Below are 15513 nucleotides of genomic sequence, written 5' to 3' on the forward strand. Positions count from 1 at the left end.
GGAAACCAGTGGCAACCACAAACGACATCAAGAACGGAACCGTCCTGAAGCTTGAGGGCCAACTCTGGAACGTCATCGAGTTCCAGCACGTCAAGCCGGGCAAGGGCGGCGCGTTCGTGCGCACCAAGATGCGCAACGTCATGTCCGGCAAGGTCGTCGACAAGACCTTCAACGCCGGCCTCAAGATCGAGACCGCCACCGTGGACCGCCGCGACTACCAGTACCTGTACCAGGACGGCGCCGACTTCGTCTTCATGGACACGCAGGACTACGACCAGATCACCGTTTCCGGCGCCACGGTGGGTGATGCCACCAACTTCATGCTGGAAAACCAGATGGTCAACATCGCCATCCACGAAGGCAACCCGCTGTACATCGAGCTGCCGCCGAGCGTTGTCCTTGAAATCACCTACACCGAGCCGGGCCTGCAGGGCGACCGCTCCTCCGCCGGCACCAAGCCCGCAACCCTGGAGACGGGCTACGAGATCCAGGTGCCCCTGTTCGTCGAGAACAACACCAAGGTCAAGGTCGACACCCGCGACGGCAGCTACCTGGGCCGGGTTAACGACTAGTGAGCGCCCGCGGTAAAGCCCGCAACAGGGCTCTTGAGGTCCTCTTCGAAGCCGAGCAGCGCTCTGTCTCGGCCTTCGACGTGCTGCGTGCGCGCCGCGAGAGGACCGACCAGATCGTCAATCCGTACACCCTTGAGATCGTTGAAGGTGTGGTGTCGATGCAGGCCACCATCGACGAATTCCTGGAGACCTACTCGCAGGGCTGGACCCTTGAGCGGATGCCGTCCGTAGACCGCGCCATCCTGCGGATCGGCACCTGGGAGCTGCTCTACAACGACGACGTTCCCGACGGCGTCGCCGTCAGCGAAGCTGTCGCTCTGGCGAAGACGCTCTCCACCGACGAGTCGCCGTCGTTCATCAACGGCCTCCTGGGACGCCTTCAGCAGCTGAAGCCGTCCCTGCTCGCCTGAACTGAGTAATACGCAGGAAGCCCCTGCCGGGTACCCGGCAGGGGCTTCCTGCATCTCCGATGCTGTTGGACCGGACCTTACTGCTGGACGGCAGCCCTAAGTTCGGTCAGGTGGCGCAGCTGCTGCACCTCGTCCTGCTGGTGGGCCGGCACATCCCTGCCGCTGAGGATACGCTGCCGGGTGAATGCCAGGCGCGTCGCCGCCTTGACGAACTCCTTCATCTGATCGCCCCGGTTGTAGGAGCCCGCCCAGCGCACAGCCTGCCGGCGGCCTCCCGGAGTGGACAGCAGCTCCACCTCGGCCGGCGCGAACCACCCCGCGGCGGCGTACTCCTGGAGGCGCTGCCGGGTGAGGCGCGTCTCCGCGACCCGCAGCACCACGATGCAGGCCACGGCCAGCAGGAAGATGGGGACCTGCACCAGCACGTACTGGGCGAGGAAATCCTGTCCCATGCTGTTCCACCTGTTGTGCAGGATCATGGCGGGAACCAGGCCCGCGAAGAATGCGAGCACGGAGACGCCGGGATGCCAGCGTCGCGCGGCAAGGCCCATGATCAGGCCCGTGGTCCCGGTGAAGATGGCGTGCGCGAACGGCGACATCACCCCGCGCAGGAAGAAGATCTGGACAAGGTCGCTGCCGGGTGTGCTGGACTCGGCGATCGCCCGGCCGAAGTACAGGATGTTCTCGGTGAAGGCGAAGCCTCCCGCGATGGTGAAGGCAAACACCACACCGTCCACGGGGCCGTCAAAGTTGCGGCGGGCAAACAGGAGAAGCAGCAGCAGGCCCAGTGACTTCGCGAATTCCTCCACCACGGGCGCCTGCACGGTGGTCATGAAATCGCGGAAGGACGCCTCGTCGGTGGCCGGGGCCGCGAGGGCGAAGACCGGCTGGATGAGCAGCGTTACGGCAATGGAGACGGCCGCGCCCCAGGTGAAGGCAAACAGCAGCAGGCGCGTTGGCTCGGGTTCCCAGCGGTCAATGACGGCGACGGCGAACAGCACAGCCGCCAGCGGGATGAGGGACGCAACAAAACCGATGACGAAGCCGGTGACGCCGGTGCTGGACAGGAGGAACGGCACCACGAGGAAAAGGCTGACGAAGGCAAGGATCCCGCCGCCCACCACGAGTCCCAGCGTCCCTGCCCCCGGACGGGCGGCCACGGTGGACGCGGCCTCCGGGATGACCTGGTACACGGCGCCGCCGCTGTGCCCCGGCGCCGGCCTGTAGTTCTGCGGCTGGACGTGGCCCATCCAGCTGGGATTCGCGGGGTGTTCCTGGAACTGGTGCCCGGGGCCGCCGGGCCGGTTCCAGGCTGAGCGGTTCCGGCCAGGGCCGGAAGGCGGCTGCTGCGGGTTCATCGACATAGACACGAGCCTATGTGCCGCGCGGTAGGCAACAAAGCGCCGGGGTGGGCAATGCCGCGGTGGGCAACACAGCACAGCGCCCTGCGGTGTGACGGACGACGCCCTCTGCCGGGGCCGGGGCCAGACGCCCGTGTGGTAATTTTGGAAGGCAAATGTTCCTTTTTTAATTCCGTCCCGTGAGGCGGGGAAAGGGGAGACGAGCGATGACTTCTGTCACGCAGGCACCGGTTCCGGCCAGGGTTGTTCTCAACCAGGCGGACATTGACCGTGCCCTCACTCGTATCGCCCATGAAATCCTCGAGGCCAACAAGGGCTCCCAGGATCTGGTGCTGCTGGGCATTCCCCGCCGCGGCTACCCGCTCGCCGTCCGGCTCGCCCAGAAAATCGCCGCCGCCGATCCCGCCGTGGACGCCGCCGCCATCGTCGGCCAGCTGGACGTCACCATGTTCCGGGATGACCTTTCCCACCAGCCCACCAGGCCGCCGCACCGCACCCAGCTGCCGCTCACGGGCATCGACAACAAGGTTGTCGTGCTGATCGACGACGTCCTGTATTCCGGCCGGACCATCCGCGCCGCCCTGGACGCACTCGTGGACCTCGGCCGGCCGCGCATTGTCCGCCTGGCCGTCCTGATTGACCGGGGCCACCGCGAACTTCCCATCCGCGCCGACCACGTGGGCAAGAACCTGCCCACGTCTTCCGCCGAAAAGGTCCGGGTCCGGCTCGAGGAGACCGACGCCGTCGACGGCCAGACGGTCAACGAAGTGGTAATCGAGGGCGGCGCATGAAGCACCTGCTCTCCACCGAAGACCTCAGCCTGGCCAACGCCGTCCGCATCCTCGACACCGCCGAAGAAATGTCGAGCGTGGGGGAGCGCGAGGTCAAGAAGCTCCCCGCCCTGCGCGGACGGACCGTGGTGAACCTCTTCTTCGAGGATTCCACCAGGACCCGCATTTCCTTCGAAGCCGCAGCCAAGCGGCTCTCCGCGGACGTCATCAACTTCGCCGCCAAGGGATCGTCGGTCTCCAAGGGCGAGTCCCTCAAGGACACCGCCCAGACGCTGTCCGCCATGGGTGCTGACGCCGTCGTGATCCGTCACTGGGCCTCCGGTGCACCGCACCGGCTGGCAGCCACCGACTGGATCGACGCCGCAGTCATCAACGCCGGCGACGGCACCCACGAACACCCCACGCAGGCGCTGCTGGACGCGTTCACCATGCGGCGGCACTGGACCAAGCTCTCCGGCCTGCCGTCCACGGGGGCGGACCTGCGCGGCATGCGCGTCGCCATCGCCGGCGACGTCCTGCACTCCCGCGTGGCGCGGTCCAACGTCTGGCTCCTGCGCACGCTCGGCGCCGACGTGACCCTGGTGGCGCCGCCCACACTGCTGCCGATCGGCGTCGAACGCTGGCCCTGCACCATCAGCTATGACATGGACGAGACCCTGGAAAAGGGCGTCGACGCGGTCATGATGCTCCGCGTCCAGGGCGAGCGCATGAACGCCTCGTTCTTCCCGTCCACCCGGGAGTACTCACGCCGTTGGGGCTTTGACGACAACAGGCTCCGCGCGCTGGACCGCCTGGGCCTGAAGGACACCATCATCATGCACCCCGGTCCCATGAACCGGGGCCTGGAAATTTCCGCGGCCGCCGCCGATTCGCCCCGTTCCACCGTGCTCGCGCAGGTGAAGAATGGCGTGTCGATCCGCATGGCCGCCCTGTACCTGCTGCTCTCCGGGGATACCCGTGAACCAGCCGCCACCCTGAAGGAGAGCAACTGATGGCTGAAGAAACCACATACCTTATCCGCGGCGCCGCGATCCTTGGCGGCGACGCCGAGGACCTGCTCATCCGCGGCGGCGTGATCACCGCCCGCGGCACCAACCTGTCAGCGACAGACACAGCTGCAGACGCAGCCGACGGCGCCACCGTGATCGACGCCGACGGCCTCGTCGCCCTGCCGGGCATGGTGGACGTCCACACGCACCTCCGCGAACCGGGCCGCGAAGACGCCGAAACGGTGGAAACCGGCACCCGCGCCGCGGCCCTCGGCGGCTTCACCGCCGTACACGCCATGGCCAACAGCACCCCGGTGGCGGACACGGCCGGCGTCGTGGAGCAGGTCTACAGCCTGGGCCGGGCCGCCGGCTGGGTTGACGTGCGCCCGGTGGGCGCCGTCACTGTGGGGCTCGCCGGCGAGCAGCTCGCCGAACTCGGCGCGATGGCCGACTCCCGCGCCCAGGTCCGCATGTTCTCCGACGACGGCATCTGCGTCCACGATCCCGTCCTGATGCGCCGCGCGCTGGAGTACGTCAAGGCGTTCGACGGCGTCGTGGCCCAGCACGCGCAGGAACCCCGCCTCACCGCCGGTGCCCAGATGAATGAAGGCGAAGTGTCCGCGGTCCTCGGCCTGACCGGCTGGCCGGCAGTGGCTGAGGAAAGCATCATCGCCCGCGACGTCCTGCTGGCCCAGCACGTGGGCTCCCGGCTCCACGTCTGCCACGTGTCCACCGCAGGCTCGGTCGAGATCATCCGCTGGGCCAAGAGCCGCGGCATCAACGTCACTGCCGAAGTGACCCCGCACCACCTGCTGCTCACCGATGACCTGGTCCGCAGCTACGACCCCGTCTACAAGGTCAACCCGCCGCTGCGCACCAACGACGACGTCCAAGCCCTGCGTGCCGCCCTCGCTGACGGCACCATCGACGTCGTCGGCACCGACCACGCCCCGCACCCGAGCGAGCACAAGGAATGCGAGTGGGCGCAGGCGGCCATGGGCATGACCGGGCTGGAAACGGCCCTGTCCGTGGTCCAGCACGCCATGATCGAGACCGGCCTCATGACCTGGGCCGACTTCGCCAGGGTCACCTCCGCGGCGCCGGCCGGCATCGGGCGGCTCACGGACCAGGGCCGGCCGCTCGAAGAGGGCGAACCCGCCAACATCGTCCTCGTGGACCCGGCCGCGCGCTGGACCGTGGATCCTTCCGCCATGGCAACGATGGGACGCAACTCGCCGTTCCGCGGCATGGAACTCCCGGGCAAGGTGGTGGCCACGTTCTTCAAGGGCCACCCCACGGTCCTGGACGGCAGGCTCAACACGCCCTACCGCTATCCCTCCGAAGCGCCGGTTGCCGGCGCAGCAGGTGCCAACTGATGGAAAAAGTCCTTCCCGGACTTGCGATGCTGGCGGTGGTCGCCGTCGTCTTTGTCCTGATCTGGATAGGCTGGCGCAACCGGCTCCGGCGGCAGTCCGACATCGAACAGCTGCCGGCAGTTCCTGCCGGGCTGGGCGAGCCGCTGCTTTCGGCGGACGGACAGTACGTGGCCTCCACCACCGCGGGGGACTGGCTGGACAGGATTGCCGTGCACGGCCTCGGCATCCGCACCAACGCAGAGCTCTCCATCCATCCGGAAGGAGTGCTCCTGGACCGCTCCGGCGCGCGTCCGCTGTTCATCCCGGCGGCCTCGCTGGCCGGCGTCCGGCAGGACAGCGGCATGGCCGGTAAATTCGTGGAAAAGGACGGGCTGCTGATTCTCAGCTGGACGCTCGGAACCCACGCCCTGGACACCGGCTTCCGCACCCGCCGCGCCGCGGACAAGCCGGCCGTCCTCCAACAACTTCAGGAAATGATCTCCCCAGGCCCCCAGGCAGGTGCCCATAGTGGAAAGTAATAAAGTGACGGAAACCGAAGTGACAGTAAACGCAGGAACTGCGCCGCAGGCCGCAGCATCCGCCCCCGCCGTCCTGGTGCTCGAAGACGGCCGCATCTTCCGCGGCCGCAGCTACGGCGCACAGGGCACCGCGCTGGGGGAAGCGGTCTTCGCCACCGGCATGACCGGCTACCAGGAGACCATTACCGACCCGTCCTACGCACGCCAGCTGGTGGTGCAGACGGCCCCGCACATCGGCAACACCGGTGTAAACAGCGAGGACGCGGAATCCCGCCGCATCTGGGTGGCCGGCTACATCGTCCGTGACGCCGCCCGCCGCCCGTCCAACTGGCGCTCCGAGCGCAGCCTGGACGACGAGCTCGTCGAGCAGGGCATCGTCGGCATCCAGGGCGTGGACACCCGGGCCATCACCCGCCACCTGCGCGAGCACAAGACCATGCGCGCCGGCATCTTCTCCGGCGAGGCAGCCAACGCCACGGACAAGGAACTCGTCGACGCCGTGCTCGCCAGCGAGCCGATGGAAGGCGCCCGGCTTGCCGAGGAAGTCAGTATCGACGAAGCCTACGTGGTGGAGCCGAAGGACCACGGCTGGGACGGGGACGCGCGCCTCAGCATCGCGGCGATCGACCTCGGCATCAAGGCCATGACGCCGGTGCGCTTCGCCGAGCGCGGCGTCCGCGTGCACGTGCTGCCCGCCACGGCCACCATCGACGACGTCAAGGCCGTCAGCCCCGACGGTTTCTTCATGTCCAACGGCCCCGGCGACCCCGCCACCGCCGACAACCAGGTCAAACTGCTCCGCACCGTCCTGGACGAGAAGCTGCCGTACTTCGGCATCTGCTTCGGCAACCAGATCCTGGGCCGCGCCCTCGGCTTCGGCACCTACAAGCTGCGTTACGGCCACCGCGGCATCAACCAGCCCGTCATGGACCGCCGTACGGGCAAGGTGGAGATCACCTCGCAGAACCACGGCTTTGCCGTTGACGCCCCGCTGGACGGCCCCACCAATGCGCCGGAAGAGCGCTACGGACGGGTCGAGGTCAGCCACGTCAGCCTGAACGACGACGTCGTGGAAGGCCTGGCCTGCCTGGACATCCCGGCCTTCTCCGTCCAGTACCACCCCGAAGCCGCCGCCGGCCCGCACGACGCCGCCTACCTCTTCGACCGTTTTATCGAGCTGATGGAAGGCACCCGGGATGGCCGCACCGCGAACCTGTCCAAGGATCGCGTAGACGCCCAGCACCCCGCAGAGGCCCAGCAGAACCCGGCCGGGCCGAACACGACTGACAACAAGACTGAGGACAAGAAGTAATGCCCAAGAGAACTGACCTTAAGAGCGTCCTGGTCATCGGTTCCGGCCCGATCGTCATCGGCCAGGCCGCTGAATTCGACTACTCCGGCACGCAGGCCCTTCGCGTCCTCAAGGAGGAAGGCCTGCGGGTCATCCTCGTCAACTCCAACCCGGCCACCATCATGACCGACCCGGAGTTCGCCGACGCCACCTACATCGAGCCCATCACCCCCGAGGTGGTGGAGAAGATCATCGCCAAGGAGCGCCCGGACGCGGTGCTGCCCACCCTGGGCGGCCAGACGGCGCTGAACACCGCCATCGCGCTGGACAAGAACGGTGTGCTGGAGAAGTACAACGTGGAACTGATCGGCGCGAACATCGCCGCGATCGAGCTCGGCGAGGACCGCGAGAAGTTCAAGGGCGTCGTGGAGCGCTGTGGCGCGGAATCCGCCCGCAGCCACATCATCCACAGCATGGACGAGGCACTGAAGGCAGCCGACGACCTCGGCTACCCCATGGTGGTCCGTCCCTCCTTCACTATGGGCGGCCTCGGTTCCGGCCTGGCGTACAACGAGGATGACCTTCGCCGGATCGTCGGCCAGGGCCTGCAGTACAGCCCCACCAGCGAGGTGCTGCTCGAAGAGAGCATCCTGGGCTGGAAGGAATACGAGCTCGAAATGATGCGGGACAAGAACGACAACGTGGTTGTCGTCTGTTCCATCGAGAACTTCGATCCCGTGGGCGTGCACACCGGCGACTCCATCACCGTGGCCCCGGCACTCACCCTTACGGACCGCGAATACCAGCGGCTCCGCGACATCTCCATCGCTGTCATCCGTGAAGTCGGCGTGGACACCGGCGGCTGCAACATCCAGTTCGCCATCGACCCCGCGACCGGCCGCGTGGTGGTCATCGAAATGAACCCGCGCGTGTCCCGCTCCTCGGCGCTGGCGTCCAAGGCCACGGGCTTCGCCATCGCCAAGATCGCCACCAAGCTCTCGCTCGGCTACACCCTGGACGAGATCCCGAACGACATCACGCAGAAGACCCCCGCCTCCTTCGAGCCCACGCTCGACTACGTGGTGGTCAAGGTCCCGCGGTTTGCATTCGAGAAGTTCCCGGCTGCCGACAACACCCTCACCACCACCATGAAGTCGGTGGGCGAGGCCATGGCCATGGGCCGCAACTTCACCGAAGCCCTCCAGAAGGCCCTGCGCTCCCTCGAGCAGAAGGGCTCGCAGCTGGACTTCAGCTCCGTCCCCGAATGGGAGGTCCCGGAGCTCATCGAGAAGGCCAAGCGCCCCACGACGGAACGCCTGCACCAGGTGCAGCGCGCCCTACTCGGCGGCGCCAGCGTGGAGGAACTCTTCGAGGCCACCAAGATCGACCCCTGGTTCCTTGACCAGCTGCAGCTGCTCAACGAGACCTCCCAGGAGATCCGCCGCTCCGGTGCCCTCACGCAGGACATGCTCCGCAACGCCAAGCGCCACGGCTTCTCCGACGAGCAGATCGGTGCGCTCACGCACAACTCCGAGGCAGTGGTCCGCGGCGTCCGCCAGGCTCTCGGCATCCGCCCCGTTTACAAGACCGTGGACACCTGCGCCGCCGAGTTCGCCGCTTACACGCCGTACCACTACTCGGCCTACGACGAGGAGGACGAGGTTGCGCTGCACTCCAAACCGTCCATCCTCATCCTCGGCTCCGGGCCCAACCGCATCGGCCAGGGCATCGAGTTCGACTACTCCTGCGTCCACGCCTCCATGGCGCTGCGCAAGGCCGGCTACGAGACCGTCATGGTCAACTGCAACCCGGAAACCGTGTCCACCGACTACGACATCTCCACCCGGCTGTACTTCGAGCCGCTGACCCTCGAGGACGTCCTGGAGGTCATCGCAGCCGAGGAACGCACCGGCGGCGTGATGGGTGTCTTCGTGCAGCTCGGCGGGCAGACCCCGCTGAAGCTGGCCCAGCAGCTGGCCGACGCCGGTGTCCCGATCCTCGGGACGTCCCCGGAAGCCATCGACCTCGCCGAGCACCGCGGCGCTTTCTCCCGGGTCCTGGACAAGGCCGGACTGGTATCGCCGAAGAACGGCACCGCCGTCTCCTTCGAGGATGCCAAGAAGATCGCAGACGAGATCGGCTACCCGGTGCTGGTCCGCCCGTCCTACGTCCTGGGCGGCCGCGGCATGGAAATCGTCTACGACGAGCCCAACCTGTCCCGCTACATCGCCAACGCCACCGAAATCACCCCGGACCACCCGGTGCTGATCGACCGCTTCCTGGAGGACGCCGTCGAAATCGACGTCGACGCCCTCTTCGACGGCACCGACATGTACCTGGGCGGCATCATGGAGCACATCGAGGAGGCCGGCATCCACTCCGGCGACTCCGCCTGCGTCCTGCCTCCCATCACGCTGGGTAGCAACGTCCTGGACCGGGTGCGCACCGCCACCCGTGCCATTGCCGAAGGTGTGGGCGTCCGCGGCCTCATCAACATCCAGTTCGCGCTGGCGTCCGATGTCCTGTACGTCCTCGAAGCCAACCCCCGCGCTTCCCGGACCGTGCCGTTCGTGTCCAAGGCCACCGGCGTCCAGATGGCCAAGGCCGCAGCCCTGATCGGCACGGGCGTCACCATCAACCAGCTGCGCAGCGCCTACAAGATGCTGCCGGAAACCGGTGACGGATCCACGCTGCCGCTTGACGCTCCTGTCTCGGTCAAGGAAGCCGTCCTGCCGTTCAGCCGCTTCCGCACGCTCGAAGGCAAGGTAGTGGACTCCTTGCTCGGCCCGGAGATGCGTTCCACCGGCGAGGTCATGGGCATCGACAAGCACTTCGACACCGCCTTCGCCAAGAGCCAGGCAGCCGCCAACAACGCCCTGCCCACCGAAGGCAAGATCTTCGTCTCCGTGGCCAACCGCGACAAGCGTTCGGTGATCATGGGCGTCAAGCGCCTCTCCGACCTCGGCTTCGAAATCGTCTCCACTGGCGGCACCGCCGACGTCCTTCGCCGCAACGGCATCCAGGCCACCCCGGTGCGCAAGGTCGCCGAGGGCAGCAGCGCCGAGGGTGAAGGCACCATCGCCGACCTCGTGATCGCCGGCGAAATCGACATGGTGTTCAACACCCCGTCCGGCGGCGAGGCCCGCAGCGACGGGTACGAACTCCGTGCCGCCGCCACGTCCATCGGCATCCCCTGCATCACCACGGTGGCCGAGTTCAATGCCGCCGTCCAGGCCATCGAGGCACTGCGCACCTACGCCTGGTCCGTGACCAGCCTGCAGGAGCACGCCGCAGCCCTTATCGCCTCGCAGCAGGCCGCCCTGCAGAAGGCAGCGCAGAGTCCGGCAGCGCAGAATGCCTGAGGCAGGGAACACTGCCGCAGGCGCCGGCCGGGAGCCGTTCGGCTCCCGGCTGGGCCGGGCCATGGCGGACCGCGGTCCGCTGTGCGTCGGGATTGACCCCCACCCTGCGCTCCTGGCCAGCTGGGGCTTGAACGACGACGTCGCCGGCCTGAGGCGCTTTTCGCTCACCGCCCTGGAGTCCGTGGCTTCGCTCGCTGCCGCGGTCAAGCCGCAGGTGGCGCTGTACGAACGGCACGGTTCGGCCGGCATGGCAGTCCTCGAAGAGGTTCTCGCCACCGCCCGGGACGAGGGCGTGCTGACCATCGCCGACGCCAAGCGCGGCGATATCGGCTCCACCATGGCCGCGTACGCCGACGCCTGGCTCCGTGACGGCTCTGCCCTCGCCGCGGATTCCGTGACGCTGAGCCCGTACCTGGGTTTCGAGTCGCTCCGGCCGGCCCTGGACCTCGCCGCCGAACACGGCCGGGGCGTGTTTGTCCTGGCGCTGACCTCCAACCCGGAGGGAGCTTCGGTGCAGCACGTGGGCGGAAGCGATTCCGTGGCACGCCGGATTGTCCAGGCCGCCGCGGGGGAGAACGAACGGTACTCCGGAGCGCTCGGCTCGGTGGGCCTCGTGGTGGGAGCCACCGTGGGCACGGCACTGGCGGACCTGCAGCTTGACCTGGAGGCCGTCCGCGGGCCGATCCTCGCACCGGGTCTCGGCGCGCAGGGGGCGACGCCGGCAGACCTGCGGATGACCTTCGGCGCCGCCTACCCCCAGGTCCTGGGAACCTCCAGCCGCGACATCCTCAAGGCCGGCCCGGGCGTCCGGGAGCTGACCGAGGCGGCGGCGCGTACCCTCGCCGGACTCCGCTCCGAATAGAACATTGATTTCTCCGGCCGGCAGGGAGTAGGTTCAGGACAAATCCGTGGCTGCTCCAACGCCGCCGGCCGCGGATCCGTTGGCTGACCCCAGGGGAAATGACCGTGAGCTTGCGACCCTTGTCTCCGCAGGAACGTTCCGACGCACTCAGGAAGGCCGCGGCGGCAAGGGCTGCCAGGGCCTCGGCCAAGGAACGGCTCAAATCCGGACAGCTGACCGTGGCCCAGATCCTGGACTCCGGCGGCACCGAGGAGGCCATAGCGCGCATGCGCGTTTCGGAACTCCTCGAGGCCCTGCCGGGGATCGGAAAAGTCCGGGCCGCAGCCATCATGGACAGCCTCGGCATCGCCGCGTCCCGCAGGGTCCGGGGACTGGGCATCCACCAGCGCCGGGCGCTGGTAGATTTTATGAACGAGAAATAGCTTCATCCGAACAGAGACATCTGTAGACCGTCCAAAGGAATACGTGAGCAACAAACCCGGACTGACAGTCCTCGCTGGTCCTACGGCTGTTGGCAAAGGCACCGTGTCCACCTATATCCGCGACACTTACCCCGAGGTCTGGCTGTCCGTCTCGGCCACCACCCGGGCCCCGCGGCCCGGTGAGATCGACGGCGTGCACTACTACTTCAAGTCCAAGGAAGAGTTCGAGTCCCTCGTGGCCGCCGGCGAATTCCTTGAATGGGCAGTGGTGCACGGGCAGAACACCTACGGGACCCTGAAGAGCACCGTCAACCAGGCCATCGCCGAAGGCCGCTCCGTGCTGCTGGAGATCGACCTGCAGGGCGCACGCCAGGTCAAGCAGGCCGTTCCGGATGCCCAGTTCGTGTTCCTGGCACCGCCCAGCTGGGAAGAACTGGTGCGCCGGCTGGTGGGCCGGGGCACCGAATCGGCCGAGGAACAGCAGCGCCGGCTGGAAACCGGTAAAGTAGAACTTGCTGCTGAACCGGAGTTCGACCACACCGTCATCAATGACGACGTCCGCCGGGCAGCGGACGAGCTTGTTTCACTCATGGGGCTGACCCCGCACCCGCGCCAGACGCAGACGCCGTCAGCCCGTTAGAAATTTGGAGAATTCGTGTCCACGAACCTTGAAGGCATCATCAACCCGCCGATCGATTCGCTGCTCGAGGCGGCTGATTCCAAGTACGGCCTGGTGATCTTCGGTGCCAAGCGTGCACGCCAGATCAACGCGTACTACGCCCAGCTTCACGAGGGCCTGTTCGAATATGTCGGCCCGCTGGTCGACACCAAGCTGAACGAGAAGTCGCTGTCCATCGCCCTGCGCGAAATCAACGAGGGCAAGCTGGTTTCCACGCCGATCGAAGCTGCAGAGTAATTTCCGCAGAGTAAACAGACTGCCTGCTGACGGAGTTCACGTGCGCATAGTCCTCGGAGTCGGGGGAGGGATCGCCGCCTACAAGGTGGCATCGCTCCTCCGGCTTTTTACTGAAGCCGGCCATGACGTCACAGTCATCCCCACGGAAGCAGCCTCCCGGTTTGTCGGCGTGGCCACCTGGGAGGCGTTGTCCGGGAACCCGGTGACCAACAGCGTCTTCGACGACGTCGACCAGGTGAAGCACGTGCGGCTGGGCCACGAGGCAGACCTGATCGTGGTGGCCCCCGCCACGGCCGACCTCCTGGCCCGTGCCGCCACCGGTCAGGCCAACGACCTCCTCACCAACACCCTGCTGATGGCCAGCGGCCCCGTGCTGTTCGCCCCGGCCATGCACACCGAAATGTGGCAGCATGCAGCCACCCAGGCGAACGTCGAAACGCTGCGCAGCCGTGGCGTGACGGTCCTGGAACCCGCCAGCGGGCGGCTGACCGGCAGCGATTCCGGCCCCGGACGCCTGCCCGAGCCGGAGGCCATTTTCGAAGCGGCCATGGCATTGGCACACGGCCTCCAGGCTGTGGCCCCGCTGTCCCCGTCGGTGAATGTAACCGCAGGTGGAACCTCCACCGGGCCGCTCTTCCCGCTGGCTGGCCGCACTGTGACCATCAGCGCCGGCGGCACCCGGGAGCCCCTGGACCCCGTCCGGTTCCTGGGCAACCGCTCCTCCGGCAAGCAGGGCGTGGCGCTGGCCGCCGCCGCCCGCGACGCCGGAGCCACCGTGCGGCTCGTGGCCGCCCACATGGAGGTGCCCGCGCCCGCGGGCGTCGAACTCATCGCCGTCGAAACGGCCCTGCAGCTCCGCGAAGTCATGCTGGCAGCGGCAGCCGAGTCCGACGTCGTGATCATGGCGGCGGCCGTGGCCGACTTCCGGCCGGCGGAGGTGTCCGGAAGCAAGATCAAGAAGCGGGACGACACCGCCGACCCCGTGATCACGCTGATCCGCAACCCCGACATCCTGCACGAGCTTGTCGCAGTCCGCGACGCCGCAGGCAGCAGCCAGCTCGTAGTGGGCTTTGCCGCCGAGACAGGCGACGAGCAGGGTGATGTGCTGTCCTACGCAGAGGCGAAGCTGAAGCGCAAGGGCTGCGACCTTCTGGTGGTGAACCACGTGGGCGCTGACAAGGTCTTCGGCCAGGACAACAACTCCGTGGTCATCCTCTCGCGGGCAGGTTCCGAGCCCCAGTCGGCCGCCGGCTCCAAGCAGGACGTCGCCGCCATTGTCATTGACCGCATCGGCTCCGAACTAAGCCGGGTCTTTCCGCGAACCTGACGGGCGTAAGCAACGTCTCCTTAGCATGGGGACACACGCTGCCGCCCCTCCGTTTGCCAACCAGTAAGGTAGTTGAGTGACTTTACCGCTGCACATTCCAGAATCCCACGGGTCCGCACCCGCCGCACTTCGGCTCTTCACCTCGGAGTCGGTAACTGAAGGGCACCCGGACAAGATCTGTGACCAGATCAGTGATGCGATCCTGGACGCCCTGCTGGACAAGGACCCCGAGTCCCGCGTCGCGGTCGAGACGATGGCCACCACCGGCCTGGTCCACGTGGCCGGCGAAGTGACCACCGACGCGTATGTCGAAATCCCGCAGATTGTCCGCGAGACCATCCTGGGCATCGGCTATGACTCATCGGCCAACGGCTTCGACGGCGCACGCTGCGGAGTTTCCGTGTCCATCGGGCAGCAGTCCAACGACATCGCCGGCGGCGTCTTCAACTCCCTGGAGGCGCGCGAAGGCCGCCAGGAGGACGACTACGACCTGCAGGGCGCCGGCGACCAGGGCCTGATGTTCGGCTACGCCAGTGACGAGACCCCGTCCTACATGCCCACGCCGATCTGGATCGCGCACCGGCTCTCGGAGCGGCTCACCGAGGTCCGCAAGAACGGCGAACTCTCCTACCTCCGCCCGGACGGCAAGACCCAGGCCACCATCGGGTACGACGGCGACCGGCCGGTTTCCGTGGAAACTATCGTGATCTCGAGCCAGCACGCCGACGGCTTCAGCCTCGACCAGCTGCGTGCCGATCTCGCGACGCACGTCATCGACCCCGTGCTTGCCCTCGCGGACCTGGACATTTCGCGGACCAACAACATCCTGAACCCCGCCGGCGCGTTCGTAATCGGCGGCCCGGTGGGCGACGCCGGACTCACCGGCCGCAAGATCATCGTTGACACCTATGGAGGCATGGCCCGGCACGGCGGCGGCGCCTTCTCCGGCAAGGACCCGTCCAAGGTAGACCGCTCCGCGGCGTACGCCATGCGCTGGGTTGCCAAGAACGTGGTGGCCGCGGGACTCGCCAAGCGTGCCGAAATCCAGATCGCCTACGCGATCGGCCAGGCCCGTCCCGTCGGAACCTACGTCGAAACGTTCGGGACCGAGACCGTGGACCCGGCAAAGATCAGCGCCGCGATTGCGGAGATTTTCGATCTGCGACCCCGCGCCATCATCGACGCCCTGGACCTCAAGCGTCCCATCTACGCCAAGACGGCCGCCCACGGCCACTTCGGCCGCGATGATCCGGACTTCACCTGGGAGCGCCTGGACCGCGTCGACGACCTGAAGGCCTACTTCAACGCCTGACCCG

General features: G+C 67.2%; 15 protein-coding genes. 14 read left to right on the top strand and 1 reads right to left on the bottom strand.

Annotated elements, in window-relative coordinates:
- The first annotated feature begins 8 nt into the window (after nt 1-8).
- Both efp and nusB read left to right on the top strand, forming a co-directional pair.
- A complete protein-coding gene (gene efp / locus J7I85_RS20680; protein ID WP_214856753.1) occupies nt 9-572 on the top strand; it encodes an elongation factor P in 564 nt (187 codons plus the stop codon).
- Nucleotides 572-982 carry a transcription antitermination factor NusB gene (gene nusB / locus J7I85_RS20685; RefSeq protein WP_214856755.1) on the top strand — a complete coding sequence of 137 codons (411 nt, stop codon included), beginning with the start codon at nt 572-574 and terminating at the stop codon, nt 980-982. The genes efp and nusB overlap by 1 nt, the downstream gene beginning before the upstream one ends.
- A gap of 77 nt (nt 983-1059) precedes the next feature.
- Here the strand turns inward: nusB and J7I85_RS20690 are convergent, their stop codons facing one another.
- The gene (locus tag J7I85_RS20690; protein ID WP_214856757.1) at nt 1060-2346 is read right to left on the bottom strand and encodes a PrsW family intramembrane metalloprotease; all 1287 of its coding nucleotides are present in this window, start codon (nt 2344-2346) and stop codon (nt 1060-1062) included.
- Between the two features lie 203 nt (nt 2347-2549).
- On the opposite strand from J7I85_RS20690, the gene pyrR reads away from it, so the two are divergent.
- From pyrR to metK, 12 genes are all read left to right on the top strand, one after another.
- Nucleotides 2550-3134 carry a bifunctional pyr operon transcriptional regulator/uracil phosphoribosyltransferase PyrR gene (gene pyrR, locus J7I85_RS20695; protein WP_190602716.1) on the top strand — a complete coding sequence of 195 codons (585 nt, stop codon included), beginning with the start codon at nt 2550-2552 and terminating at the stop codon, nt 3132-3134.
- Nucleotides 3131-4126, top strand: coding sequence for an aspartate carbamoyltransferase catalytic subunit (locus J7I85_RS20700; RefSeq protein WP_214856759.1), 996 nt, complete (start codon nt 3131-3133; stop codon nt 4124-4126). Before pyrR ends, J7I85_RS20700 begins: the two co-directional genes overlap by 4 nt.
- Nucleotides 4126-5499 (top strand): dihydroorotase, encoded by a 1374-nt coding sequence (locus J7I85_RS20705; RefSeq protein ID WP_214856760.1) that lies wholly within the window; start codon nt 4126-4128, stop codon nt 5497-5499. Before J7I85_RS20700 ends, J7I85_RS20705 begins: the two co-directional genes overlap by 1 nt.
- Nucleotides 5499-6017 (top strand): hypothetical protein, encoded by a 519-nt coding sequence (locus tag J7I85_RS20710; protein WP_214856761.1) that lies wholly within the window; start codon nt 5499-5501, stop codon nt 6015-6017. Before J7I85_RS20705 ends, J7I85_RS20710 begins: the two co-directional genes overlap by 1 nt.
- A gap of 4 nt (nt 6018-6021) precedes the next feature.
- Nucleotides 6022-7329, top strand: a complete 1308-nt coding sequence (gene carA / locus J7I85_RS20715) for a glutamine-hydrolyzing carbamoyl-phosphate synthase small subunit (RefSeq protein WP_308159575.1) — start codon at nt 6022-6024, stop codon at nt 7327-7329.
- Nucleotides 7329-10670, top strand: coding sequence for a carbamoyl-phosphate synthase large subunit (carB, locus tag J7I85_RS20720; protein WP_214856767.1), 3342 nt, complete (start codon nt 7329-7331; stop codon nt 10668-10670). Before carA ends, carB begins: the two co-directional genes overlap by 1 nt.
- A complete protein-coding gene (gene pyrF / locus J7I85_RS20725; RefSeq protein WP_214856769.1) occupies nt 10663-11532 on the top strand; it encodes an orotidine-5'-phosphate decarboxylase in 870 nt (289 codons plus the stop codon). Before carB ends, pyrF begins: the two co-directional genes overlap by 8 nt.
- Before the next feature lie 98 nt (nt 11533-11630).
- Nucleotides 11631-11954 (top strand): integration host factor, actinobacterial type, encoded by a 324-nt coding sequence (mihF, locus tag J7I85_RS20730; RefSeq protein WP_251024620.1) that lies wholly within the window; start codon nt 11631-11633, stop codon nt 11952-11954.
- A 43-nt stretch (nt 11955-11997) separates the two neighbouring features.
- Nucleotides 11998-12594, top strand: coding sequence for a guanylate kinase (gene gmk / locus J7I85_RS20735; protein WP_214856773.1), 597 nt, complete (start codon nt 11998-12000; stop codon nt 12592-12594).
- 15 nt (nt 12595-12609) lie between these two features.
- Nucleotides 12610-12870 (top strand): DNA-directed RNA polymerase subunit omega, encoded by a 261-nt coding sequence (rpoZ, locus tag J7I85_RS20740; RefSeq protein ID WP_003800778.1) that lies wholly within the window; start codon nt 12610-12612, stop codon nt 12868-12870.
- 40 nt (nt 12871-12910) lie between these two features.
- On the top strand, nt 12911-14197 hold the full coding sequence (locus J7I85_RS20745; protein ID WP_214856775.1) for a phosphopantothenate--cysteine ligase family flavoprotein: 1287 nt from the start codon (nt 12911-12913) through the stop codon (nt 14195-14197).
- A 76-nt stretch (nt 14198-14273) separates the two neighbouring features.
- Complete coding sequence (gene metK, locus J7I85_RS20750; RefSeq protein ID WP_214856783.1) at nt 14274-15509, top strand: methionine adenosyltransferase; 1236 nt, start codon at nt 14274-14276, stop codon at nt 15507-15509.
- The last annotated feature ends 4 nt before the right edge of the window (nt 15510-15513 follow it).

It is taken from the genome of Arthrobacter sp. ISL-65, assembly GCF_018613795.1.
In the GTDB taxonomy this organism is placed as follows: Bacteria; Actinomycetota; Actinomycetes; order Actinomycetales; family Micrococcaceae; genus Arthrobacter.

Coding starts and splice junctions, on each gene's coding strand:
- J7I85_RS20690 (WP_214856757.1), bottom strand. CDS start 2,346: ATGTCGATGAACCCGCAGCAGCCGCCTTCCGGCCCTGGCCGGAACCGC.
- pyrR (WP_190602716.1), top strand. CDS start 2,550: ATGACTTCTGTCACGCAGGCACCGGTTCCGGCCAGGGTTGTTCTCAAC.
- J7I85_RS20700 (WP_214856759.1), top strand. CDS start 3,131: ATGAAGCACCTGCTCTCCACCGAAGACCTCAGCCTGGCCAACGCCGTC.
- J7I85_RS20705 (WP_214856760.1), top strand. CDS start 4,126: ATGGCTGAAGAAACCACATACCTTATCCGCGGCGCCGCGATCCTTGGC.
- J7I85_RS20710 (WP_214856761.1), top strand. CDS start 5,499: ATGGAAAAAGTCCTTCCCGGACTTGCGATGCTGGCGGTGGTCGCCGTC.
- carB (WP_214856767.1), top strand. CDS start 7,329: ATGCCCAAGAGAACTGACCTTAAGAGCGTCCTGGTCATCGGTTCCGGC.
- pyrF (WP_214856769.1), top strand. CDS start 10,663: ATGCCTGAGGCAGGGAACACTGCCGCAGGCGCCGGCCGGGAGCCGTTC.
- mihF (WP_251024620.1), top strand. CDS start 11,631: ATGACCGTGAGCTTGCGACCCTTGTCTCCGCAGGAACGTTCCGACGCA.